This window comes from Glutamicibacter arilaitensis (assembly GCF_044793945.1).
GTDB classification, from domain to species: domain Bacteria; phylum Actinomycetota; class Actinomycetes; order Actinomycetales; family Micrococcaceae; genus Glutamicibacter; species Glutamicibacter arilaitensis_B.
Genome location: NZ_CP084994.1, coordinates 2,705,288 through 2,728,436 on the forward strand (window position 1 = coordinate 2,705,288; position 23,149 = coordinate 2,728,436).

The window sequence follows — 23,149 nt, forward strand, 5'->3', positions numbered from 1 at the left end:
CCCGTCTGAGATTCCAGACTGCAGATCTAAAAACTCCTTATAACAAGCCATGTGATCGCGATTACATGTACAGGTAGCTCGGCGGCGATGGCTGGATATCAATTGTCCAACTCCCCGCTCGAATCCCCTAGCTTCCCAAGGAGAGCAGTGAGAACCAGTCAACCAGCCCAAAGCCTCAAGCGAGGTTTAAGCACTCGACATATACGATTCATTGCACTCGGCTCGGCAATTGGCACGGGACTGTTTTACGGTTCGGCAGGTGCCATACAAATGGCAGGACCGGCAGTGCTGCTCGCATATCTCATCGGAGGCGCCGTAGTCTTCATGGTCATGCGAGCACTGGGCGAGATGGCGGTTCGAAACCCGGTCTCAGGTTCCTTCGGCAGCTACGCGTCGACATATGTCGGAAGGTTCGCGGGCTTCGCTACCGGGTGGACCTACACATTCGAAATGTTCGTCGTAGCCCTAGCAGATGTGACGGCCTTCGGCGTGTACATGGGCTTCTGGTTCCCCAATGTTGAACGCTGGATTTGGATCCTCGCCGTGGTCTTCTTCATTGCTGCGGTAAATCTGCTTTCGGTGAAGGTTTTTGGCGAGCTGGAATTCTGGTTCTCGCTGATCAAGGTGGTCGCTATCATCGCGATGATCGCGGGCGGTGTACTGGTTATTGTCTTCGGACTGGGTAATCAAAGCGAAGATGCCGCCGGAATCTCAAATCTCTTCGCCCATGATGGATTTATGCCGCAGGGCATTTGGGGAGTCCTGATGTCCTTCACCATTGTGATGTTCGCTTTTGGTGGCACTGAGGTTATTGGCATTACCGCCGGAGAAGCGCAAAATCCCCGCAAAGTCATCCCTCAGGCAATTAATTCAGTTCCAGTACGTATTCTGCTGTTTTACGTATTGACCTTGGGCGTCATTATGAGCATCCAGCCCTGGAACACGATTAACGGCGAAGAAAGCCCATTCGTCTCTATCTTCTCCAGTATCGGGCTCACCTCTGCCGCGCACGTTTTGAACTTCATCGTTATAACCGCAGCATTGTCAGCAATTAACGCAGATATTTTCGGTGCCGGACGAATGATCCATGGGATGGCCCGAATAGGGCAGGCTCCGCAAGTATTCACCAAAACCACCGCCAACGGGGTCCCCTGGGTAACATCGCTGTCTATGATCGGTGCGCTGCTGATCGGCGTTCTGCTCAACATCTGGTTCGAGGATCAAATTTTCTTCTTGATTGCAGCCCTAGCAACCTTTGCGACTGTCGTGGTTTGGTTCATGATCCTCATTTCCCATATCGCGATGAAACGCAGAATCATGCGAGACAATCTTGAGCCCTCGGCCTTCCCGGTACCCCTGTGGCCGTTGGGAAGCTATATTGCCGTAGCGTTCATGGTCTTCGTAATCATCATGATTGGCATCGTTCCGCAGACTCGTAGTGCTTTGCTGACGGGCATCGCGTGGGTAGCTCTCTTGGCGATCTGCTATTGGTGCTTTGTACGGGGCAAACCGATACCTGCCGGAGGGAGCGACGAATATGACGGCGTTCAACCTCAGCGTGATTCAGTGGCGGCGCAGGATGCACGCAGCTAATCTAATCAATCTCTGAACGAAGCAGCGGGCAGCGGGCAGCGGGCCAACCACTGCTCGCTGTTTTGTCGGGCACCAATCACCCTTGTGCCCCATGTCACCAAATCGTATTGATTATGCGTTAGCCTCGGGGGAAGGACAATTCTCTTCGAGAGGAACTCGATGGGCTGCACGACTAGATTCTGACACTGACCGCCGCGGTTATGTCTTGAAATCTGAACTGTCCAGAGAACAGCAACGATCATGCAGGAGTGAAGAAAATGAATCAGTCAAAAGTCAATGAAGCTCTCACCCGTGTCAGCCTCGATGCCTCACGCCGTGATATCTCGATCGAAATCGTGCCGCGGGAAGCCGCTTCCTCGCTGGAAGAAGCTGCTGAGTTGATGGGGGTCATTCCAGCTCACTTGCTTAAAACCTTAGTCATCAAGCGTTCCGACGATACATATCTATTTGCGCTGATCCCAGGTGGTCGCAAATTGAGTTGGCCAAAGTTGAGAGCCGAGGTTGGGGTCAATAAACTTTCCTTGCCGGCTGCTGATATCGCTTATGACGTCACCCGTTATGTACACGGCACCATTACGCCGTTCGGTTCGCACACTGTCTTGCCGGTATACATTGATTCCAGCGTCTTTCAAGAACCAGTGCCGGAAGTTATCGCTTTGGGCTGCGGCGAACCAGAACACGGTCTGCTAGTTCATCCGCGTGCTTTGGCTACCGGCTTTGATGCCACGATTGCTGATATTTCCGAGCCCGAGTAGTTGATATCGACTCTGGTACCGGAAGCTTTTTGGCCCATGCGTTCAACGCGGTGAGCGACCTGATTGATTCGTTTCGCAGCCAAAGGCCAACCGGCTTCTCCACGTAGCGTGCCACGACGTAGGCCACAACCAGCATGATGCTTACGGTCAAAGCGAGCAACACATATTTATTCAGACTGGAGCTCAAGGAATTGATGATCCACCAACCCCAAAGCTGGTGGAACAGGTACAGCGGATAAGTTAGCGAACCTGCAACGACAAGCCAACGAGCCTGCACGTGCTTCAATGGGGTGAGTACGCAGGCTGCCAGCAATGCAACGCAAACCACCGCGAGTACCGAGAAATGCCAGGCCGGCACGCTCAGTCCGGAAAGGTAATCGCTGTCAAAGCTTCCCTTGATGCCAGTGAAGTAAGCAGAAATCACGGTATTGAAAGCTACCAAAGCCCAGCGTCCGAGGGTATGCCCATTCTGATAGATCAGGAACAGGACCATGCCGGCAGCAAACTGTGCTGCGTATTGGCCGGCAAACCAATCTTGCATTTTAGGCATATCAGCCACATGCAGGAGGACTCCCAGAGCAGGCCAGATAAATGCCAGCCACATGATGTTCTTGGTCTTTACCAGTCCGAATACCAGCAACAGTCCGAGCAGGACGTAGAAACGGAACTCCACCCACAGCGTCCAATAGACGCCGTCTAGGTCTCGAACGCCCAACCCCTGCTGAACCATGGTGAGGTTTGGAACGATATCTCCGCTGCTTCGACCGTCCTTTTCAGCTGGCCAAATCTTAAAAGTCAGAATAGCTGCCGCGATGACAGCCAACCAATAAGCCGGATAAAGTCGGCCAAGTCTCGAGCCGATGAAGTGAATTATGCTCTTTCCCTGTACGGACAACAGAATCACGAATCCGGAGATCAGGAAGAAAAGTTGCACGCCGATCGAGCCGTACCGAGTGAATTCTGACAAGACCGGCCAAGCTTCCGGCGCTTTAACACCCCAGTGACTGTGACCCCAGGTCGTGTAGTGGTAGAGCACAACGATCAGGGCAGCACTAATACGCAACCCGTCTAGTAAGCCTAGCCGTGCACCCGTTTTCTTTGATTCCTGCGTTTCGGTTGTCGACACCTATTCACTGTAAACAATGAACTTGAATAAACCCTGTTAATAGAAACGTTATAAACTTATAAATTTGTGACATGCGCCTAGTCAGGTTAACGACCAAAGGGCCCATAGACACGAAGTCTATGAACCCTTTGATAATAAGTTGCGAGTGACCGCTGAACTTACTACTTGACCGAGACGGTGGCGCCGGCAGCTTCGAGAGCTTCCTTTGCCTTTTCTGCGGCTTCCTTGGTAGCACCTTCAAGAACAGCCTTTGGAGCCGAATCAACGACCTCCTTGGCTTCCTTCAGGCCGAGGGAAGTCAACGCGCGAACTTCCTTGATGACTGCGATCTTCTTGTCGCCAGCCGACTCGAGGATAACGTCGAATTCGGTCTGCTCTTCAGCTGCGGCTTCGCCACCGGCTGCTGGGCCTGCAACTGCAACAGCAGCTGCGGAAACCTCGAAGGTCTCCTCGAATTCCTTCACGAACTCGGAGAGCTCGATGATGGTCATTTCCTTGAATGCTGAAAGCAGCTCTTCAGTGCTGAGCTTCGCCATGGTCGGCGTCCTTTCGGTTTTGGCCCTGGGGCCTATGAATTGGGGTTACGATGCGAGAGAGTCGCGAAAGCTTAGGCTTCTGCCGGAGCTTCCTCGGCAGCAGCGCCGCCGTTCTCTTCTAGCTTCAGACGCAAAGCGTCCACGATGCGTACAGCTGCGGAAGCCGGAGCGTTCAGTACAGCTGCAACACGTGCCAGCTGAACTTCGCGGGATTCCAAAGCTGCAAGAGCAGCGATGCCAGCCTGATCAAGGGCCTTGCCCTCGAAGAAGCCGGACTTGACGACAAGCTTCTCGTTAGCCTTGGCAAATTCCGTGAGGCTCTTTGCGGCAGCAACTGCGTCACCCTTGATGAAGGCGATTGCAGTCGGACCGGAAAGCTGACCATCGAATGCATCGATGCCAACTTCCTTCGCTGCGATAGCGGTCAAGGTGTTCTTCACAACTGCGTACTTGGTGTCCTGACCAAGTGAGCGGCGAAGTTCCTTGAGCTGTGCAACGGTAAGCCCACGGTATTCAGTCAAGACAGCCGCAGTTGATTCCTTAAAGTCTGCAGTGATTTCTTCAATCGCTACAGTCTTGGTAGGCGTTGCCATAACACTCCTTCCGGGGATTTGTTCGGTACCGTTTCATAACCGGCGGAGCCCATAAAAAAGGCCCCGCGCAGGAGCACAGGGCATTTCAACTAATTCAAGTCAAAACAAATCTATGAAACCTGCGTTGGCCGCTCTTTCGAACTTTTAGGGGTTTGTGTAAAACACTTACCCGGCCGACGGTCTTCGGTACATCTAGTCTAAACGGCCACCGCAGTATCTTCCAAATCCTAAGTCGCCAGGGGCGCATGATTCGAATCACTAAGTGGCCGTTAAAGTGACAAGGCCTGAGGTCAGCACTTGGGGGACGCTGACAACAGGCTACTTGTCGACAGGAAAGTTTTGGGGAAACTTTCGTGCCCAGCGTCTACATGGTCTTGGGGGGCCCATGTAGAAACTGCCGATCAAGTCGGTGATTCAAGCCTATCACCTCTCCTTGCAACAACGGAATAGATCACAGGAAGATAACGGTGAGAATCCAGCTAATTCACATATTCGACCCTCGCTAGTCCTTGGCGAGTGGGTTTCCTCTGGTCAGGACGATTTTTCCGGAATTCTAGTTGCCCGGTGGTCTAGCAGCAGCACGGTGTTATCGCTGCGCCACCTCGTGTTCCTGGAATAGCCAGCAATGGGCCTAAACAACCATTTGACTAGGTATTTCAACTACCATTTCGGACACTTCGTTTAAGCTGGCGAGAGCGAAAACAAAAACCGCGGGGCAGACCAGATTTCTCTGGTCCGCCCCGCGGCTTTAGTGCTCGTTAAGCCTTAGGCTTCGATGCGAGTCACGTTCGAATCAACAGGGATACCTGGACCGAAGGTGGTCGAAACGGTTGCCTTCGAGATGTAGCGGCCCTTGGAGGAGGAAGGCTTCAAGCGAAGAACTTCTTCCAGAGCTGCTGCGTAGTTCTCGGTCAGCTGCTTGGCTTCGAACGAAGCCTTGCCGATGATGAAGTGAAGGTTCGAGTGCTTGTCGACGCGGAAGTCGATCTTGCCACCCTTGATGTCATTGACAGCCTTGGCCACATCCATGGTCACGGTGCCGGTCTTAGGGTTTGGCATCAGGTTACGAGGACCCAAAATCTTACCCAAGCGGCCAACCTTACCCATGAGGTCTGGGGTCGCTACGGCCGAGTCGAAGTCGGTCCAGCCGCCCTGGATCTTTTCGATCAGGTCGTCCGAGCCAACGAAGTCGGCGCCAGCTTCACGGGCTGCTTCAGCCTTGTCGCCAGTGGCGAAGACAACCACGCGGGCGGTCTTGCCGGTGCCGTGTGGAAGGTTCACGGTACCGCGAACCATCTGGTCAGCCTTGCGTGGGTCAACGCTCAAGCGGAAAGCTACCTCAACGGTGGAGTTAGTCTTTTCGCCTGCGATTTCCTTTGCCAGGACAATTGCCTCGGTTGGATCGTAGAACTTGTCAGCCACGATCTTGGCCGCGGCGGCTACGTATGCTTTGCTGCGCTTTGCCATCTGCGTTATCTCCTTATGCAGTCGTGGTCATATGGACCGCGCCCGGTCCTGCCACGGGCGGGCAGGGGGTTCCCTGCTCACCTTAAAATAAATTCTTTGTTGCAGTCACCGAAGTGAACTACGGAAAGCTAAAAATTAGCCTTCGACGGTGATGCCCATGGAACGGGCGGTACCGGCGATGATCAACGAGGCGGCAGCCAAGTCGTTGGCGTTGAGGTCAGCCATCTTGGTGGTGGCAATTTCCTCAACCTGAGCCTGGGACAGCTTGGCAACCTTGTCGGTGTGCGGGGTAGCTGAACCCTTAGCAACGCCAGCAGCCTTCTTGATCAGCTCTGCAGCTGGAGGGGTCTTGGTGATGAAGGTGAATGAACGGTCTTCATACACGGTGATTTCAACTGGAACAACGTTACCGCGCTGCGACTCAGTCGCTGCGTTGTAAGCCTTGCAGAATTCCATGATGTTGACGCCGTGCTGGCCAAGTGCAGGACCAATTGGCGGAGCCGGGTTAGCGGCGCCTGCCTGGATCTGCAGCTTGATGAGTCCGGTGACCTTTTTCTTTGGGGCCATGTCGGGTCCTTATACTCTTGCAGTTCCCACAACACAGGAGCGTGCTGCGGGTTTTGGCCGTCGTGGCGCGACAGCCGAACGTGCCCTCACCCCGTAAAGCAAACGGAATGGGGCACGAAGACTTAATACTACTGGATCTTGGTGACCTGATTGAAGTTCAAGGTCACTGGGGTCTCGCGTTCGAAGATCGAAACGAGGACAACCAGCTGTGCAGCTTCCAGCTTGATTTCCGAGATCGTCGCCGGCATGGTCTCGAACGGACCATCGTTGACGGTTACCGCTTCGCCAACCTCGAAATCGACGGTGACTTCGGTGATTGGTGAACGGCCTGGCTTCGAAGCCGATGGCTGCTCAACCGGATCGACTACCGTGTGCTCCAGCATGGAGAACACTTCATCGAGGTTCAGCGGGTTAGGATCATGCGCGTTTCCAACGAATCCGGTTACGCCTGGAGTGTGTCGAACAACACCCCATGAAGCGTCAGTCAGCTCCATGCGAACCAGGACGTAGCCCGGGATACGCACACGGCGGACGATCTTGCGCTGAGTGTTCTTAACCTCAACGACCTCTTCCATCGGAACCTGGATTTCATAGATGAATTCATCCATGTCCTGAGTCTGGATACGGGTCTCTAGATTCAGCTTCACGCGGTTTTCGTAACCTGCGTACGAGTGGATGACGAACCAGTCGCCCGGCTGACGACGCAGCTTCGAGCGGAATTCTTCCTTGAGCACGGCGACTACGTCGACTTCGTCCTCAGCAACTTCGCCCTGAACATCTTCTTCAGTGGCTTCATCCTGAACGTCTGCTTCTGCAGCTTCGCCGTCTACGTCGGCTTCGTCTTCGGCGGCTTCGCCGTGAACTTCTTCTTCAGCAACAACGGCTGGAGCTTCGGTCTCGTCGGTTGCAACTTCCGCGGCGGTTTCTACCTGCGCGCTATCAGTTTCAACGAACTCGTTTTCGACCTCGTCATTAATCTGCGGTTCGAGTTCCTTGTCGGACACTGCAGCTCCTGCTTTCTTTGACTGAATGACATCTACTACCTGCCGGCGATTATACCGCCGCGGCAAATAAATTACTGTTCTGGCTGATTGGTGAACAGGAGGATCGAGCCTTGGCCCAGAACGAAGTCAAGGATCGTAACGATCAACATGACGACGCAAACAAAACCGATTACAACCAACGTGTAATTGATGAGCTCGCTACGCGTTGGGGTAACGACCTTCTTCAGTTCTGAAATTACCTGGCGCAGAAATAAGAAGATGCGTCCGAAGAAGCCCTTCTTTTCCTTCTCACCATTTCCGGAGTTGACGGCAGCTGATTCGCTCAACTTGATCCTCGTTTCAATTTATTTGGCCAGTTGAAACAATCACGGTGTGCCGCAGCCTGACCGACCACAACACACCGTGATTTGAGATTCGCTGTGCGATTATTACTATCGCTACTGCGCAGGGCAGACAGGACTCGAACCTGCAACCTGCGGTTTTGGAGACCGCTGCGCTACCAATTGCGCCACTACCCTTTGAGCTACCGCTCTTGCTTCTACATCTTAGCCGATCAGGACTTTCTCCATGTCGGTTGCGATGTCTCAGCAACGAGAAATAACTTTACGCAACGAACTAGCAAATGTCGAACTGACTGCACCCTGTGTGTCGCACACCGCATTCTGACCACCAGTTAGTGACCACTTGGTGTCATTTTTCGATTTCACCGGGCATCGACAAATGCTGCGTTCTAAGATTGAAGACAACAGCAGCTTACGTAACCGTCAGGATGCATTTTCTATGTCTAGAATTTCACGCCGCATCGGCGCCATTTCCGAGTCCGCAACCCTAGCAGTAGATGCCAAGGCAAAAGCGCTCAAGGCCGCCGGTCGTCCAGTCATTGGCTTTGGTGCCGGAGAGCCGGACTTCGCAACTCCGGATTACATCGTTGAGGCAGCGGTCAAGGCCGCCCAGGATCCTAAGAACCACCGCTACTCCCCCGCGGCCGGACTGCCTGAACTTCGCGAAGCAATTGCCGAGAAGACTCTGCGTCACTCCGGATACGAACTGACTGGCGCCCAGGTATTGGTGACCAACGGCGGTAAGCAGGCGGTTTACAACACCTTCGCCACCTTGCTCGACCCAGGGGACGAAGTAATTATTCCGGCTCCCTACTGGACCACCTACCCGGAGGCAGTGCAGCTGGCAGGTGGGGTACCCGTTTCCATCTTCGCCGGCCCCGAGCAGGGCTATAAGGTCACCGTCGAACAGCTTGAGTCGGTACTGACCGAACGCTCCAAGGTATTGCTGTTCGTTTCCCCGTCGAACCCTACCGGCGCGGTCTACACGGCAGAGCAAATCAAGGAAATCGGCCGCTGGGCAGCCGAAAAGGGCTTGTGGGTTGTCACCGATGAGATCTACGAGCACCTGACTTACGGGGATGCGTCATTCAGCTCGATTGCGACTCTTGTCCCGGAGCTCGAAGACCGAGTGGTCATCCTCAACGGTGTAGCCAAAACCTATGCCATGACCGGTTGGCGCGTGGGCTGGATGGCGGGCCCATTGGACGTCATCAAGGCGGCCACCAACCTGCAGTCCCACGCGACCTCGAACGTTGCCAATGTGTCCCAGCGTGCAGCTTTGGCCGCGGTAGCCGGCCCCTTGGATGCTGTCGAAGAGATGAAGGTTGCCTTCAACCGCCGCCGGCTGGCCATCGTCGAGGGCTTGAACGCCATCGACGGCCTGCACTGCCCGATGCCAGACGGTGCCTTCTATGCATACTCTGACGTACGCGGGCTGTTGGGCCGGAAGATCCGCGGCGTCGTGAACAACACCAGTGCCGAGCTCGCCGCGTTCATCTTGGAGCAGGCAGAAGTAGCGGTCGTGCCGGGCGAAGCTTTTGGGCCTTCGGGCTATATCCGCATGTCCTATGCATTGGGAGATGCCGATCTGGCCGAAGGCGTGTCCCGGATGGCCCGACTGCTGGGCGAAACCGAATAACATCTCAACGTAAAACTGCGGGCTCGATCCATTGGATCGGGCCCGCAGTTTTTGACGCTTAGAAGATCTTCCGGTCAACTGCCCAACGCGTGAGCTCATGTCGATTCGAGAGCTGCAATTTACGCAGCACATTCGATACGTGGGATTCCACGGTTTTCACCGAAATGAACAGCTCCTTGGCAACTTCTTTATAGCTGTAGCCTCGTGCGATCAAGCGCATCACCTGCAGTTCCCGGTCAGAGAGCGAATCTAGTTCTTCGTCGATTCCCGTCGCTTCATGCACCTTTGCACCACCGAATGCGTCAAGCACAAAACCTGCCAATCGTGGGGAGAACACCGCATCTCCCCCGGCTACCCGGCGCACGGCGTCCGAGATCTCGGGTCCGGAAATACTTTTAGTCACGTAGCCCCGTGCCCCGGCGCGAATCACCGTGACCACGTCCTGGGCCGAATCCGAAACGCTCAAGGCCAAGAACTTGGTGGTCCCCAGCAGATGCGCGCAACCGCGCAAGACCTCGGCGCCACCACCACCACGACCGCCTGGAAGATGCACGTCGAGCAGAACCACATCCGGTCGCTTGCTTTCGATAACTTCGATGGCTTGTTCAACCGACCCCGCTTCACCCACGATCTGCAGGTCTTCCCCGAGATCCGCGCGGAGTCCGGAGCGGAAGATTCCATGGTCATCCACCAACACCACCGTGAAGCTCTGCTGTTCGCTACTCATGATTCTGTTCTTCCTGACTGCTGTTCCTTGGCATTTTCAACTCTACTTCGGTGCCCGTCTCGCCACTTCGAATAGCGGCTTGTCCGCCGGCACGCTGCATCCGACCGATAATCGATTCGCGGACCCCGTAGCGATCTTCCTCGATCTCTTCAATGTCAAAGCCCGCCCCACGATCCCTGATGAACACCTCGATGAGTTGCTCGCTGCATTCCACATATACAGAGATCGTCCCCTCGGCATGTTTTGCCGCGTTCATCATGGCTTCTCGGCTCGCCGCAACGAGTGCCTGCTGCCCGGCGAAACCTCTCGCATTGCCGACGGTAATCACATCGACATCCCGCAACATCAATTTCTCTACGTAGTCCGCTTCGGTCTGAATTTCTACGACCACGTCTTTTTCGTCAAGATCTTCGGTCTCATAGAGCCAAGCTCGCAATTCGCGTTCTTGCACGCGCGCTAAAGTTCTCACCGCTGCCGGATCATCGCTGCGTTTTTGAATCACTGCAAGTGTCTGCAAGACAGAGTCGTGCAGATGGGCGGCAAAGTCCGCGCGTTGCGCAGCCGCCTGCCGGTTGCTTCTTTCCGAGAGATAGTCGCGCCATAATCTGGCACCCCATGGCAATAGCACAACCACAGCGCCCGCGATAATCGCCAGCGCCGCCCACATTCCACCAACAAGATCGGAGGTGCTCACGCTCCCGCTGAGAATGGCCAGCAGTCCGCCGATAGCCAGGAGCAGCCCGAGAATCAACCGCCCGAAGACTAGCGCCTTGGCTTTGCGGTCACCGTCCAGGCTCTGCCCGTCGATCTGCAACCAGGCGAGCAAGACACCGGCAAGGATTCCCAAAGTAGGCCAGATGAGATCCCAACGAATATTCAGCCCGAGCCACTGCCCTAAAGCCAGTAGCGCTACCAGTAGCAAGGCCACCCCAATGAGGGTTTCGCGCCATGAGGCAAGCTTCTCGCTCATCTCGCGCGGGGAAAAAATCCCCTGCTGCACGCGGCCCATTTCTTCGGCGAGTGTTCGCGGGCCGGTCCCCCAGGAGCGCAACTCCCCGGCCTTGGATTCCTCGGCACTTGGGGTGAATACCCACAACCAGGCATAGAGCAATACTCCGACCCCGCCCAGGGCGGTAAGCCCCAAGAATCCGATACGGAGGTAGTTCACCGGTATGCCAAGGTGCACAGCAAGACCGCCGCACACCCCGGCGATCAGCCGGGATTCACTGCGGACGATCTGGTTTCGCTGCTCGGATCTTTCCATACTGACAAGTCAAGCACGTTCCAGGGCAGAAAACCGGGTCAAGGCCAGAAGTCAGGGCCTCCCCTAGGGAAGAATCAGGGTAGCCCCTCATAGCGCAAATCATGCACCCGCGAGAAGATTTAAGCATGGACAACGAGAACTCTTCGCGTAGCAACGTTTTCGACCAGTTACGCAAAATTGGTATCGAACGTCAAGACTCCCAATGGCTGGGCGGTGTTGCGGCGGGCATTGCACAGCGTTTCAACTACGACGTGGTGCTGGTGCGCGGCGTATTCGTCGCTTTGAGCTTGCTAGGCGGAGCAGGCTTCCTGCTGTACGGGCTAGCTTGGGGCCTATTGCCCGGCCCTAAGGGCACGATCCCGGTGGAACGGGCAGTGCACGGCAAGGAGTGGACCAGTGCACTGACCGGAGCACTCGTATTTCTGGTCATTGGCTTCTTCCTCGCTCCATGGCTGCTCAGCACCGTGGCCCCGATCCTGTGGCCACTGCTGGTGGTCGCCGGAGTACTCTTCGTGATCTTCAGTCGACGCGACACCAAGTTCGCCGGCACTTCCAAACCACGGCGTACTCCCAAGAACCATGATTCGGCACCCGGCTCCGTCGTTGAAAAGCCCTGGCGGGAACCGCACGCCCAGTCTTTCAGCGCGCAGGCAACCGTTTATCCCGAACAGTCCCCACCGGCTACGAAGCCGATGCGCGGTCCGGGTTCCACACGCTCAAACACCAATAAGAACAACGCAGACTCTGAGGAGGACGCCATGGACCCCGAACCTCGTGGCTTCGGTCATGTCCCACATGATCCCGTGCCGCATCTGGATCCGCATTTCCCCAAGACTTACAAAAAGCAGCGCAATGCGCCTCCCGTTCCCGGTTGGGTTGCCACGGTCATCGTCGGCGTCACGATCCTCACGGTTGCGTTGGTGCTCGCCGCGGATTATCTCGGTGCCATCGCGCTGCCCGGCAATGGTTGGGGCACGGCGTTTGCCGTCGGGTTGTTCGTGGTCGGCTTGTCGCTCATCTTTGCATCCCTGGCGCACCGCACCAGTGGCGGGCTGCTCGGACTTGCAATCCCGTTGCTTGTTCTGACGGTGATTTTCGGCGGAAACGACTTCCGCGGCTCACAAGGCCAACCGGTGAGCGCCGCGACTGATTCGAATCAATACAGCTCGGTGTTCAGCAAATCTACGGTGGACCTGCGGCATCTATCCACTATCACCGAGCCAACGACGGTGGAAGTTTCCTCGGTCTTCTCCAAGGTAGATATCGAACTGCCTTCGAATATCCCGGTGCAGATCCAAACCGACGGACTGTTCCTCTCTTCGCTCAACGAAAATGAGTCGCAGCCGGCCGGCAACTTCGCCGAAGATGCCCCCACGCTGACAGTGGTCATCAATGGCGTATTCTCTGGGTACGATCCCGAGTACTCGAAGGCTGGAACCAATACCGTCACCCCAACGTTCTAAGGAGCGGACAGCATGAATTCTGATCAGCAATCTGAAGCAAAATTTCCCGCCGGTACGTTGGTGTTTGGCTTGATCCTCGTAGTGGTCGCGCTCGCGACGCTCAGCCAGACCCTATTCAACTGGCACTTCGATACCCCGTTGTTCTTCATCGCGCTAGTTGCACTGGCCGGTGTGGGGATGATCTTCGCAGGCATCTCCTCGGCACGCAAAGCCAGCGCCAAGAACTCCGAACTACCATCCCAAAACGACTAGCACTCAACATTCTTAGGAGCACTCATGGATACCTTCTTCAATCAGATCCGTTCGATCCCACTGCGCCGAGGCCCTTCGCGCATGGTTGCCGGGATCGCCGGCGGCATCGCAGATAAGTTCGGCTGGGATGTCACCTTGGTCCGCATCGGGCTGCTGCTCTCGTTCCTCCTGCCGGTCATCGGCATTGGCGCCTACCTCCTGGCCTGGCTGCTGATCCCGGCACAGGATGACACCATCGTGATGCAGAAGCTGCTGCGCAAGTTCTGATCCCCCAGCTTCTATCCGAAGCAGAGCGGGTTGTTCGCTACCTCAAGTGGCAAACAACTCGCTCTTGTGGTTTTAACCACGTAGAATCCTATACAACTCGATGCTCAATGGTGCGCTGAATCGAATGAAGTCCGAAGGGTTTTCCTCGGATATCCGGCCCACTCCGCAACAGCATTCAACAAGGAATCCGCCGCGTATCCGAAGTCTTCCCTACTTACTAAGTGAGGGTAAATGCGCATTGGAATCATGACTTCGGGAGGCGACTGCCCGGGGTTGAACGCGGTGATCCGTGGTGCGGTGCTCAATGGCATCAAAAGCTACGACTACGAATTTGTTGGCTTCCGCGACGGCTGGAAGGGAGTCAAGGAAGGAGACTTCTTCGAGCTTCCCCGCACCGCCGTCCGCGGTATCGCCAAGCAGGGCGGAACCATTTTAGGCACCTCGCGCACCAATGCGTTTGAGGGAGAAAATGGTGGAGCCGAAAATATCGCTGCCACCCTGAAACGAAATAATATTGACGCCTTGATTGCCATCGGCGGCGAGGGAACCCTCGCCGGTGCGCAGCGCCTCTGCGAAGCCGGCCTGCCGGTGGTTGGCGTCCCGAAGACCATCGACAACGACCTTGACGCCACCGACTACACCTTCGGCTTCGACACCGCGAATCAGATCGCCGTGGAAGCCATCGACCGGCTGCGAACTACCGGGGACTCTCACCATCGGTGCATGATCGCCGAGGTCATGGGGCGGCACGTGGGCTGGATAGCCATGCACGCAGGCATGGCTTCGGGCGCCCATGCGATCCTGATCCCAGAGGTTTCCACCACCATGGAAGAGATCTACCAGTGGGTGGGCGAAGCCCACGAACGTGGACGTGCTCCATTGGTTGTGGTCTCCGAGGGCTTCGTCCCCGAAGGCCTGGACGAGGCCTTCTCCGTGCGCGGGGTGGATACCTTCGGCCGGGCCCGCCTCGGTGGAATCAGCGAAATGCTCGCTCCCCTGATCGAAGAGCACACCGGCTTGGAAACCCGCGCCACCGTGCTGGGCCACATCCAACGCGGTGGTGTGCCTACCGCATTCGACCGGGTGCTGGCCACGCGTCTTGGCATGGCCGCGGTGAATTCGGTCGCCGATTCGGCCTGGGGCACCATGGTCGCGATCCACGGCACCAAGGTCAACCGTGTCCCGCTGCGTGCGGCGCTGAACAATCTCAAGCGGGTTCCGATGGACCGCTACAACGAGGCCCGAGTACTCTTCGGATAAATTCCGCACGAGCAAAACGAACAGCGGTCCGGTACCTCCAGCTGGAGGTACCGGACCGCTGCTTGTTTACCTCTGCTAGGCAGTGGGCGGAGTGCGCAGGAAACCGGTGAACCGGCCCGCGGTCTGTCCGGCGTCAGTAGCCACAATGACTTCCTGCGAGGCCGGGTAAACGCTCTCGCCGTCCACGACGCTGAGCACTGCTTCGGGGTCCACATTGCGTTTAATCACGCCCAGCGCAATCGGTCCGGCTTCATAGTGCAGACTCGCCGAGGTCAGTTTGCCGATGGTGCGTTCACCGAGCTTGATCTCCGAACCGGGAGCCGGCAATGTGTGCATCGACCCATCTAGGTGAAGGAACACCAATCGACGAGGTGGATGGCCGATGTTGTGCACGCGAGCAACTGTTTCCTGGCCCTTGTAGCAGCCCTTGTCCATGTGCACCGCGGTGCGTAGCCAGTCCAGTTCATGCGGGATGGTCTTGTCGTCGTTCTCAAAACCGAACCGCGGCTCCCAGGCGGCGATGCGCAGGGATTCAACCGCCATGGTTCCGGCGAGTTCTTCTTCCCCGACAGCTTCTGCCAGGCGCTCAAGTTCAACTACATGCAAGAACCATGGGCGCTCCAGACCCGGGTGGTCCGCGCGCGAGTAGGCCCATCCTCCGGTGCTGATTTCCGGCCAAGGATTGCGCCATACCAGATCGTTGCAGGTGGGAATCTCACGCACCGCGCCGAGCACGCCATGGGTGCTCGAAAGGTTTGTCAGTTCCACACGCAGCATGAACCGCATCGATTCAAGGAACTTCTGCAGCGGCTCGGCGCAGTCCTTCTCGACGATCAGCAGCACCCGGTCGGTGTCGATGAGTACCTTCATCTCGTGCTCGATGCGCCCCTGCACCGAAAGCAGCAACGCCTGGCTGGACTGCCCCGGCTTCAGTCCGGTGATCGACTGGCTGCTGAGCGTGTTCAACCAGCTCTGCCGGTCTTCGCCACGAAGTTCCAACACGTCCAGGTGGCTCAGGTCGGCGATTGCTTGGCCTTGGAAAAGTTTGCGGGCCTCGCGTGTGGGCGCGCCGTAATGCGCTGCCACGCCGGCATCCGCACCGGATGCCTCGATAGCTGCCGCACGGTTGAGCAGCACGGAACGATACTGGTTTTCGCTCATTTTCAGGAATCCATCGCCTCTGTAGTAACACGTTTTAGCGCGGCTGAGGCATGAGCCTTGAGATCTTGATTGCCCAAGGACACGTCCCAACGCCAAAATAGATCGCCGCCAACCAGCCCATACATCCGGGTCGAGGAGGCGTACTGCTTCGCATTCTTGCTTCGCAACAATGCTTCGGTTGCCAGGTGCACCCGCGGGCCGTCGATCAGCCCGTAATAAAGTTCGCTGATCCCTCCAGGCTGCACGATCTGCGCTTGGATTTTGAATCCTTCGGTGGTGTGCAGCCGCTGCACGTCGTCTGCCGAGCGCAATGCCGGGAAGATATCACCCGGGGTCATTCCTGGCCCCGCGTCCGCGTCCTGCTGCTGGCGATCCAGCGACCAGAAACCATTTTCCAGGGCTAAGATCCGCAGCTTCGTCCCATCGGCTTCGGTGAGCCAAGCTTCGGAGCGGTATTCCAGATAGGGGGCGCCGACATCACGGAAGGTGACCTGCTGCCAAAAGTGTGGGTCCGTTTCCTCCCCATCGCCTAGGCGTCCGTTTCCTGCCCAGCTGCCAATGAGCCACGAGAAGGGTACGAGTTCCGGCGTGAGGTCCGTGGGAATGTCAAAAGCCATAGACTAGCTGCTCCTTAACTGCCAGGTTAAATGGAAACAGCGCACACGTTTTTGTGTGCGCTGCTTCTACTTCTGCCCCTTGAAGAGACGCTTTACTACAAGTCCGGCGAATCCGGCCATGCCCAGACCTGCAACGGTCAGCAAGGCGAGGAAGAAAATTTCGAGTGCAAGGTAATTTTCATTCATGCCTACATCTTAGCCCGAGCACTTCGGTATTTCCGACACTCGTGACGAAGCAGGCATCACATTTCGTGATTAGCTCAGCAAAGCCATCGCGTACCAACTCATCGCTCCGGCCAGGATCAAGATTCCGCTAGCCAAGGCGAGCACTCCCGATAGCGTTCGTACGCTGCGGGTGGCCAGTGCCAGGGCGCGCAGGCTGCCCACCAGCAGTCCCGCCAGCACGCCAATGGTCAGCGCCTGGTACCAGGTGGGTCCGAAGGTCAACGCGCTTGCCGCCGCGCCCAGTGCCCCGCCGATCAATGGCGCCAGCAGAAAGGTGATGCGGTCTGGCAACCGGGTGATTGCGATCGCCCCGGCCCCAACGAGCGCGATGAGCGTGAATACGGTGATCCCGAATGCGCCCTCGCCGATACCCATGGCGGCCCAGCCCGAGCCTTGAGCCACGATGGCTAAACCGGTGACTCCGGAAACCACTCCAGCCAGTCGGCCGTCGGCGGTGGCGCCGCGCATAACCTGCGTAATGAAAATCACCAGTACACCGGCCGCAATGACCTCAACGCTATGCGAAGTTTGCGTTGCTCCCGGCATAAATAACGTTGCCGCGGTGGAGGCCAAAGCGGCGACCGCGAGGATGATGCTGATCGTCCAGGGAGTCTCCGAACGAGTCATCCGTGGCCAAGTGTAGGCAAAAACTAGTTGCAGCACCACGGCGACAGCTGCCATCGCAAAGTCCAGCGAACTGAGGCTGGCGGCGCCAACCAACAAGGCCGCGGCGAGCAGCCCACTAATCAGTACCTTGATTCGCAAACTAAATTTCCCATCGGTAATAGTCCGGGCACTTGCTCGTTCACATGCGCACTTTGATTGATTCTTTCTTTATACTGTGACACGTAAAAACGAATTTTTCGTAACCACTGGCAGGAGGAACTCCATCATGGCGCACCTACTGCTCCTGAGTAATAATGCAAGCACCGGTGCCGAAGTGCTTCCAGCACTGGAACTGCTGCTTCACGAGAACCGCTGCTTGCCGGCCAACACCGAGGCGCTGAGCCAAATCGGCGACGCCGAAGCGGTCATTCTCGATGCGCGCACCGAACTGATTTCCGCGCGAGCCCTCGCGCAAACCATTCACTCTACCGTCAATTTACCGTTGTTGCTGGTCATTGGCGAAGGCGGTCTGGGCGTCTTGAATTCCGCGTGGCATGCCTCCGATTTCATTTTGCCCACCGCGGTCCCGGGTGAACTTGAGGCTCGTATCCGGCTGATCCTTTCGGCCGCTCCAGAGGTAGTTGTCCCGGACAATACCTCCGGGCTGACCATCGATGAGCTGAGCTACACCGCGCGAATCGATCGACGCATGCTGGATTTGACCTACAAGGAATTTGAGCTGCTGAAGTACCTCTCGCAGTTCCCGGGACGAGTCTTCACCCGCGAGCAGCTGCTCCACGAAGTGTGGGGCTACGACTACTACGGCGGAACGCGCACCGTGGATGTCCATGTGCGCCGCTTGCGCGCCAAACTCGGCACCGACCATGAACAACTGATTGGCACCGTGCGAAATGTCGGCTACCGCTTCTACACCGAAATATAACTTTCTTTCTTTACTGGTAGCTCTAAGGAATCTCGGGCTAAAGTGAAGGTATGAGCGAACTGCCACAAACTACTTTGTCCATTGAGAAAACTCAGGGTGAGCTGGAAGAACGCGATCTTGCGGAAGTACGAAAGCTCGCCACGGCGGCTCAGGAGACCGACGGCAACCCGCCACTAAGCGACCAGACGTTGGTTGCCCTTGGATCCGAAGATCTCTCGGACAAGGTCTTCTCGCTGCGCGCCGAGCAGCAGGCGGCGCCCGGGGAGTCCTCGCTGGTCGGCGTGGTGGCTGCGGTACGCGAACCGGAGACCGATTCCTGGGTCGTGGAACTTGTGGTGCACCCGCAATATCGACAGCAAGGCGTCGGTTCGGCACTCTTGCAGCGCCTCGGCGAAGAGCTGGATCTGAGCACCATTCAGACGTGGGCGCACGGCGGGCATCCCGCGGCGAAGAAGTTGGCCGAAGGCATCGGCCTGTCAACCGTACGTGAACTTTACAAGCTTCGCCGCGAAGGCTCCGAGGCATTGGAGATTCCGGAGCTGGACCGCCGCAGCACTGTTCGCAGCTTCCGCGTGGGAGAGGACGAACCTGCTTGGCTGGCTGCCAATGCGGCGGCATTCGCCGACCATCCGGAACAGGGATCGCTGACCTTAGCGGACCTGGATTCGCGGATGGCTGAAGCTTGGTTTGATCCCTTGGGCTTCTTCTTGGCTCTCGACGCCACGGAAAAGGTCATCGCTTTCCACTGGACCAAGATCCACCCGGCAACCACAGACTCGGTCCGTCCGCTGGGCGAGGTGTACGTGGTCGGGGTCGTACCCGAAGCCCAAGGCATGGGCCTGGGCCGAGTCCTCACCGCCCTTGGCGTGAACTACCTGCTGGAGATGGGCGTGGGCGCCGTCATGCTCTACGTTGATGCCGAGAACCAGGCGGCGGTCAATCTCTACCGGTCGATGGGCTTCACGCTTTGGGACACGGACATCATGTACGGCCCGAAGCCGATAGAATCATAAAGTGCCCGGCCAGAGAGTCATCTCTGGCCAGCCCAATGAGGTGCAACTAGGTTTCCACTTGCAGAAAGAAGCGAGTTAGTAGATGACTACCACCCCAAAACAGCCGGCCTCGCAGTTACGCGATGTGCCAGCTTCAAAGATGAATGAAGACCGCATCGAGCCGGCAACCAAATCGCCGGCTCGGCATCCCGAGGGTGGGTTCAACAACGAACGATTCTTGGATCGGGAGTTGTCCTGGTTGCACTTTAACGCGCGCGTTCTGGAACTCGCCGAGGACGAGGATCTACCGCTTCTGGAGCGAGTGAACTTCCTGTCCATTTTCGGATCGAATCTCGACGAGTTCTTCATGGTGCGCGTGGCAGGCCTCAAGCGCCGCATCGCCACCGGCATGGCGGTGCCCGCTGCCAACGGGATGAACCCTGTCGACCAGCTCGAACTGCTGCTGAATTCGGCCCACGAGCTGCAGACCCGGCATGCCTTGGTCTTCTCCGAGCAGGTTCGCCCGGCCCTGGCCAAAGAAGGCATCCGGATTACCCGCTGGGATGAACTCGGCGAAAGCGAACGCCAGCACCTCTCCTCCTGGTTCGTTTCCCAGGTGTTCCCGGTGCTCACCCCGCTTGCCGTAGACCCGGCACACCCCTTCCCCTACATCTCGGGGCTCTCACTGAACCTCGCGGTAGTGGTCCGCAACCCGCTGACCGGCAAGGAACTCTTCGCCCGCCTCAAGGTCCCCGACACCATCGCCCGGCTGGTCGGAATCGACGGCACCAAGGCCGCGCACTCCTCGCAGCGCACCGCGCGGTTCATCCCGCTCGAAGCGCTGATCGCCGTGCACCTGGATCTATTGTTCCCGGGCATGGAAATCGTTGAACACCACTTCTTCCGCGTCACCCGCAATGAGGATCTCGAGGTCGAAGAAGACGACGCCGAGAATCTGCTCCAGGCTTTGGAGAAAGAATTGCTGCGCCGCCGCTTCGGCCCTCCGGTGCGCCTGGAAGTCGCCGACGATGTGAACCCGCAGGTGCTCGAATTGCTGGTGCGCGAGCTGAACATCGAGGAAGACGAGGTGTTCCGGCTGCCCGCACCGCTGGATCTGCGCGGGCTCGGCGTCATCTCGGCGCTGGACCGGACCGAGCTGCACTACACCAAGCATGTGGGACACACCTCCCGCTTCCTGAACGAATCGGAGACCGCGAAGGCTGCGAATGTCTTCGGCGCGGTGCGCCGGCGCGATATCTTGCTGCACCACCCCTACGATTCCTTCTCCACTTCAGTGCAGGCATTCCTGGAGCAGGCGGCCGCGGATCCGAAGGTCATGGCGATCAAGCAGACCTTGTACCGCACCTCCGGCGACTCGCCGATCGTCGACGCATTGATCGACGCCGCCGAGGCCGGCAAGCAGGTGCTGGCCCTGGTGGAAATCAAGGCGCGCTTCGACGAGCAGGCGAACATCTCCTGGGCACGCAAGCTGGAGCAGGCCGGGGTGCACGTGGTCTACGGCATTGTGGGCCTGAAAACTCATTCGAAGCTCTCCCTGGTGGTGCGCAAGGAAGGCGACAAGCTGCGCCGCTACTGCCATATCGGCACCGGTAACTACCACCCGCGCACCGCCCGCTACTACGAAGACTTTGGTCTGCTGACCTGCGATGAAGCCGTAGGCGAGGATGTTTCCAGGCTGTTCAACCAGCTCTCGGGCTATGCTCCGCGTTCGACCTACCACCGGCTGCTGGTGGCCCCGCGCACCGTGCGCACCGGGCTGCTGGAACTGATCGAGAAGGAAATCGCCAACGCGCAGAACGGGCTGGAAGCCCACGTATGCATCAAGGTGAATTCGATGGTTGACGAGGCAATTATCGACGCCCTGTACCGGGCGAGCCAGGCCGGTGTGAAGGTCGACGTGATCGTGCGCGGCATTTGCGCGCTGCGCCCGCAGCTGCCCGGATTGAGCGAGAACATCCGGGTCCGCTCGATCCTGGGCCGCTTCCTGGAGCACAGCCGCGTCTTCGTCTTCGCAAACGCCGGCGACCCGCTGGTCTACATCGGCAGCGCGGATATGATGCACCGCAACCTGGACCGCCGCGTGGAGGCCCTGGTTTCGCTGCGCAATCAGGAAGACATCGACGGCATGATCGATCTGCTCAAGCGCTACATGGACGATTCGACCATGGGCTGGCATTTGGGCTCCGATGGCGACTGGACCCGGCACCACCAGGACGCCGACGGCAAGCCGCTCACCGATATCCAGTTCTGGCTTATGGAAGAGCACACCCGGCGCCGACAGAGCGGACTGCACAGCTAGTGACCGCCTCCCCTCCTCAACATCCGCGCTTGCACTTGTTCGAACTGCAGCGTTCAAGCGACGCCGAAGAGATTCGCCTGGGCGAATTCGACGTGATCGCGGCCGGGGCGATCCCCTGGCAGCTGCGCAACGGCGAACTGCAGGTACTGCTGATCCACCGTCCGCGCTATGACGATTGGTCCTGGCCCAAGGGCAAGCTCGACGCCGGCGAATCGATCCCCGAATGCGCGGTCCGCGAGCTGAGCGAAGAGGTCGGCTTGCAGCTGACCCTCGGCATCCCGCTGGCGGCCACCGCCTATTCGGTCAAGGGCAAAACCAAGGTCGTCTACTACTGGGCGGCCAAGGTGGATGCCTCCTTGCAGGCGGCGCCCGACGGCGAAGAATGCGATGAAATCCGCTGGGTCCCGGCTTCCCAGGCCGCCGCGCTGCTGACCAATCCCTCGGATCTCGCGCCACTGGAAGATCTGCTCAAGGCCCATGACAAGCAGCGCTTGGAGAGCCAGGCATTCATCATCTTGCGCCATGCCAAGGCCAAACCGCGCGGCAAGTGGACCCGCGCCGAGGGCGAACGCCCGCTGGCCGCCACCGGCCGCCGGCAGGCCCAAGCGGTGGCGCGCATGCTCGAGGCGTGGCGTCCGGGACATGTTGCCTCCTCCCCGTGGACCCGCTGCGTGCAAACGGTCACCCCATATCTGGCCTTGCATTCGCTGAACCTGAAGACCATTCGAGCCATCACCGAGTACGAAGCGAATCGCAAGCCGCACAAGGCCCAACGCGCCATCGAGAAGCTCGTCGGCAAGTCGCGTTCGCAGGTGATCTGCACGCACCGCCCGGTGCTGCCGCTGATCATCGAGGTGTTGCGCGCACGGGTCTCGCCGAAGGTCGCCGCGGTGCTGCCAACGCAGGATCCATTCCTGGATCCGGGCGGGGTGATTGTGGCCCAGCAGGTGATCGGCGCCAAGCATCAGTTCGTGTCCGTGGAAATCCACGCGCCTTATCACGACTAACTCGTTCATACCCGTTGCATCTATCCCCAAATGCGACTATGACTAGAGGTGAGAGAAGTCACGTTCGAGGAGGCAACAGCCATGACTGCCCAACAGCCAGAACACCCGGTGCAGAAGATTGTGCATCAGGGGCTGCGCCTGGACCACGATCCGGGACGCGGGCGCTATTCGCTGTGGCATGGGTCCACCTTCGTGGGCTTCATCGGCTACCACCGCGAGGAGTCGCTGGTGACCTTGCAGCATACGATCGTGAACGAGGAGTTCGGCCGCCGCGGCTACGCCCGCGCGCTGGTGACCATGGTGCTCGATGAGCTACGCGCCGAGGGAGCCAAGATCGTGCCCGAATGCAGCTACGTGCAGGATTATCTGGCCCGCTACCCGGAGTACCACGACATGCTCGCCTAGGGCGGGCATGGTCCCGCGC

The 23,149-nt window shown here is 57.8% G+C and carries 24 protein-coding genes and 1 tRNA gene; 12 read left to right on the plus strand and 13 right to left on the minus strand.

Annotation, left to right across the window (positions count from 1 at the left end):
• Window positions 1-87: 87 nt before the first annotated feature.
• Window positions 88-1,593, plus strand: coding sequence for an amino acid permease (locus tag LG294_RS12705; RefSeq protein WP_404286249.1), 1,506 nt, complete (start codon window positions 88-90; stop codon window positions 1,591-1,593).
• Window positions 1,594-1,850: 257 nt separating this feature from the next.
• Complete coding sequence (locus tag LG294_RS12710; RefSeq protein WP_404286251.1) at window positions 1,851-2,348, plus strand: aminoacyl-tRNA deacylase; 498 nt, start codon at window positions 1,851-1,853, stop codon at window positions 2,346-2,348.
• On the opposite strand, the gene LG294_RS12715 is transcribed toward LG294_RS12710, so the two are convergent.
• The 8 genes from LG294_RS12715 to LG294_RS12750 form a co-directional block, all read right to left on the minus strand.
• Window positions 2,302-3,474, minus strand: coding sequence for an acyltransferase family protein (locus LG294_RS12715; RefSeq protein ID WP_404286253.1), 1,173 nt, complete (start codon window positions 3,472-3,474; stop codon window positions 2,302-2,304). The two genes, LG294_RS12710 and LG294_RS12715, sit on opposite strands and share 47 nt — an antisense overlap.
• Before the next feature lie 161 nt (window positions 3,475-3,635).
• Window positions 3,636-4,010, minus strand: a complete 375-nt coding sequence (gene rplL / locus LG294_RS12720) for a 50S ribosomal protein L7/L12 (RefSeq protein WP_404286255.1) — start codon at window positions 4,008-4,010, stop codon at window positions 3,636-3,638.
• A 71-nt stretch (window positions 4,011-4,081) separates the two neighbouring features.
• Window positions 4,082-4,603, minus strand: a complete 522-nt coding sequence (gene rplJ, locus LG294_RS12725; RefSeq protein WP_404286257.1) for a 50S ribosomal protein L10 — start codon at window positions 4,601-4,603, stop codon at window positions 4,082-4,084.
• A 765-nt stretch (window positions 4,604-5,368) separates the two neighbouring features.
• Window positions 5,369-6,070, minus strand: coding sequence for a 50S ribosomal protein L1 (gene rplA / locus LG294_RS12730; RefSeq protein WP_404286259.1), 702 nt, complete (start codon window positions 6,068-6,070; stop codon window positions 5,369-5,371).
• A gap of 135 nt (window positions 6,071-6,205) precedes the next feature.
• Window positions 6,206-6,637, minus strand: coding sequence for a 50S ribosomal protein L11 (gene rplK / locus LG294_RS12735; RefSeq protein ID WP_404286260.1), 432 nt, complete (start codon window positions 6,635-6,637; stop codon window positions 6,206-6,208).
• Window positions 6,638-6,765: 128 nt separating this feature from the next.
• A complete protein-coding gene (gene nusG / locus LG294_RS12740) occupies window positions 6,766-7,641 on the minus strand; it encodes a transcription termination/antitermination protein NusG (RefSeq protein ID WP_404286262.1) in 876 nt (291 codons plus the stop codon).
• Window positions 7,642-7,712: 71 nt separating this feature from the next.
• The gene (gene secE / locus LG294_RS12745; protein ID WP_404286264.1) at window positions 7,713-7,967 is read right to left on the minus strand and encodes a preprotein translocase subunit SecE; all 255 of its coding nucleotides are present in this window, start codon (window positions 7,965-7,967) and stop codon (window positions 7,713-7,715) included.
• A 119-nt stretch (window positions 7,968-8,086) separates the two neighbouring features.
• Window positions 8,087-8,159 (minus strand) — tRNA-Trp (locus tag LG294_RS12750).
• Window positions 8,160-8,421: 262 nt separating this feature from the next.
• Between LG294_RS12750 and LG294_RS12755 the strand changes: the two genes are divergently transcribed.
• Complete coding sequence (locus tag LG294_RS12755; RefSeq protein ID WP_404286266.1) at window positions 8,422-9,621, plus strand: pyridoxal phosphate-dependent aminotransferase; 1,200 nt, start codon at window positions 8,422-8,424, stop codon at window positions 9,619-9,621.
• A gap of 58 nt (window positions 9,622-9,679) precedes the next feature.
• Here LG294_RS12755 and LG294_RS12760 read toward each other — a convergent pair whose 3' ends face one another.
• Window positions 9,680-10,348 carry a LuxR C-terminal-related transcriptional regulator gene (locus LG294_RS12760; RefSeq protein WP_404286268.1) on the minus strand — a complete coding sequence of 223 codons (669 nt, stop codon included), beginning with the start codon at window positions 10,346-10,348 and terminating at the stop codon, window positions 9,680-9,682.
• A complete protein-coding gene (locus LG294_RS12765) occupies window positions 10,341-11,612 on the minus strand; it encodes a PspC domain-containing protein (RefSeq protein ID WP_404286270.1) in 1,272 nt (423 codons plus the stop codon). Before LG294_RS12765 ends, LG294_RS12760 begins: the two co-directional genes overlap by 8 nt.
• 125 nt (window positions 11,613-11,737) lie before the next feature.
• Here LG294_RS12765 and LG294_RS12770 point away from each other — a divergent pair, with 125 nt between their 5' ends.
• The 4 genes from LG294_RS12770 to LG294_RS12785 all read left to right on the plus strand — a co-directional run bounded on the left by LG294_RS12770 (window position 11,738) and on the right by LG294_RS12785 (window position 14,854).
• Window positions 11,738-13,075 carry a PspC domain-containing protein gene (locus tag LG294_RS12770; RefSeq protein WP_404286272.1) on the plus strand — a complete coding sequence of 446 codons (1,338 nt, stop codon included), beginning with the start codon at window positions 11,738-11,740 and terminating at the stop codon, window positions 13,073-13,075.
• Between the two features lie 12 nt (window positions 13,076-13,087).
• Window positions 13,088-13,327 (plus strand): hypothetical protein, encoded by a 240-nt coding sequence (locus LG294_RS12775; RefSeq protein ID WP_404286274.1) that lies wholly within the window; start codon window positions 13,088-13,090, stop codon window positions 13,325-13,327.
• A 24-nt stretch (window positions 13,328-13,351) separates the two neighbouring features.
• The gene (locus tag LG294_RS12780; protein WP_404286276.1) at window positions 13,352-13,594 is read left to right on the plus strand and encodes a PspC domain-containing protein; all 243 of its coding nucleotides are present in this window, start codon (window positions 13,352-13,354) and stop codon (window positions 13,592-13,594) included.
• Window positions 13,595-13,825: 231 nt separating this feature from the next.
• A complete protein-coding gene (locus tag LG294_RS12785) occupies window positions 13,826-14,854 on the plus strand; it encodes a 6-phosphofructokinase (RefSeq protein ID WP_404286278.1) in 1,029 nt (342 codons plus the stop codon).
• Window positions 14,855-14,929: 75 nt separating this feature from the next.
• Here LG294_RS12785 and LG294_RS12790 read toward each other — a convergent pair whose 3' ends face one another.
• From LG294_RS12790 to LG294_RS12800, 3 genes are all read right to left on the minus strand, one after another.
• Window positions 14,930-16,015 (minus strand): YgfZ/GcvT domain-containing protein, encoded by a 1,086-nt coding sequence (locus tag LG294_RS12790; RefSeq protein ID WP_404286280.1) that lies wholly within the window; start codon window positions 16,013-16,015, stop codon window positions 14,930-14,932.
• Window positions 16,016-16,017: 2 nt separating this feature from the next.
• Window positions 16,018-16,632 carry an FABP family protein gene (locus LG294_RS12795; RefSeq protein WP_404286282.1) on the minus strand — a complete coding sequence of 205 codons (615 nt, stop codon included), beginning with the start codon at window positions 16,630-16,632 and terminating at the stop codon, window positions 16,018-16,020.
• 255 nt (window positions 16,633-16,887) lie between these two features.
• Window positions 16,888-17,622 carry a hypothetical protein gene (locus LG294_RS12800; protein WP_404286284.1) on the minus strand — a complete coding sequence of 245 codons (735 nt, stop codon included), beginning with the start codon at window positions 17,620-17,622 and terminating at the stop codon, window positions 16,888-16,890.
• A 127-nt stretch (window positions 17,623-17,749) separates the two neighbouring features.
• On the opposite strand from LG294_RS12800, the gene LG294_RS12805 reads away from it, so the two are divergent.
• The 5 genes from LG294_RS12805 (at window position 17,750) to LG294_RS12825 (ending at window position 23,130) form a co-directional block, all read left to right on the plus strand.
• A complete protein-coding gene (locus LG294_RS12805; protein ID WP_404286287.1) occupies window positions 17,750-18,406 on the plus strand; it encodes a winged-helix domain-containing protein in 657 nt (218 codons plus the stop codon).
• A 50-nt stretch (window positions 18,407-18,456) separates the two neighbouring features.
• Window positions 18,457-19,419: a mycothiol synthase gene (mshD, locus tag LG294_RS12810; RefSeq protein ID WP_404286289.1), complete on the plus strand. Its 963-nt coding sequence runs from the start codon at window positions 18,457-18,459 to the stop codon at window positions 19,417-19,419.
• Between the two features lie 82 nt (window positions 19,420-19,501).
• A complete protein-coding gene (locus LG294_RS12815) occupies window positions 19,502-21,718 on the plus strand; it encodes an RNA degradosome polyphosphate kinase (RefSeq protein ID WP_404286291.1) in 2,217 nt (738 codons plus the stop codon).
• A gap of 35 nt (window positions 21,719-21,753) precedes the next feature.
• Window positions 21,754-22,725 (plus strand): NUDIX domain-containing protein, encoded by a 972-nt coding sequence (locus LG294_RS12820; protein WP_404291752.1) that lies wholly within the window; start codon window positions 21,754-21,756, stop codon window positions 22,723-22,725.
• 81 nt (window positions 22,726-22,806) lie between these two features.
• Complete coding sequence (locus tag LG294_RS12825; RefSeq protein ID WP_404286293.1) at window positions 22,807-23,130, plus strand: GNAT family N-acetyltransferase; 324 nt, start codon at window positions 22,807-22,809, stop codon at window positions 23,128-23,130.
• Window positions 23,131-23,149: the final 19 nt, after the last annotated feature.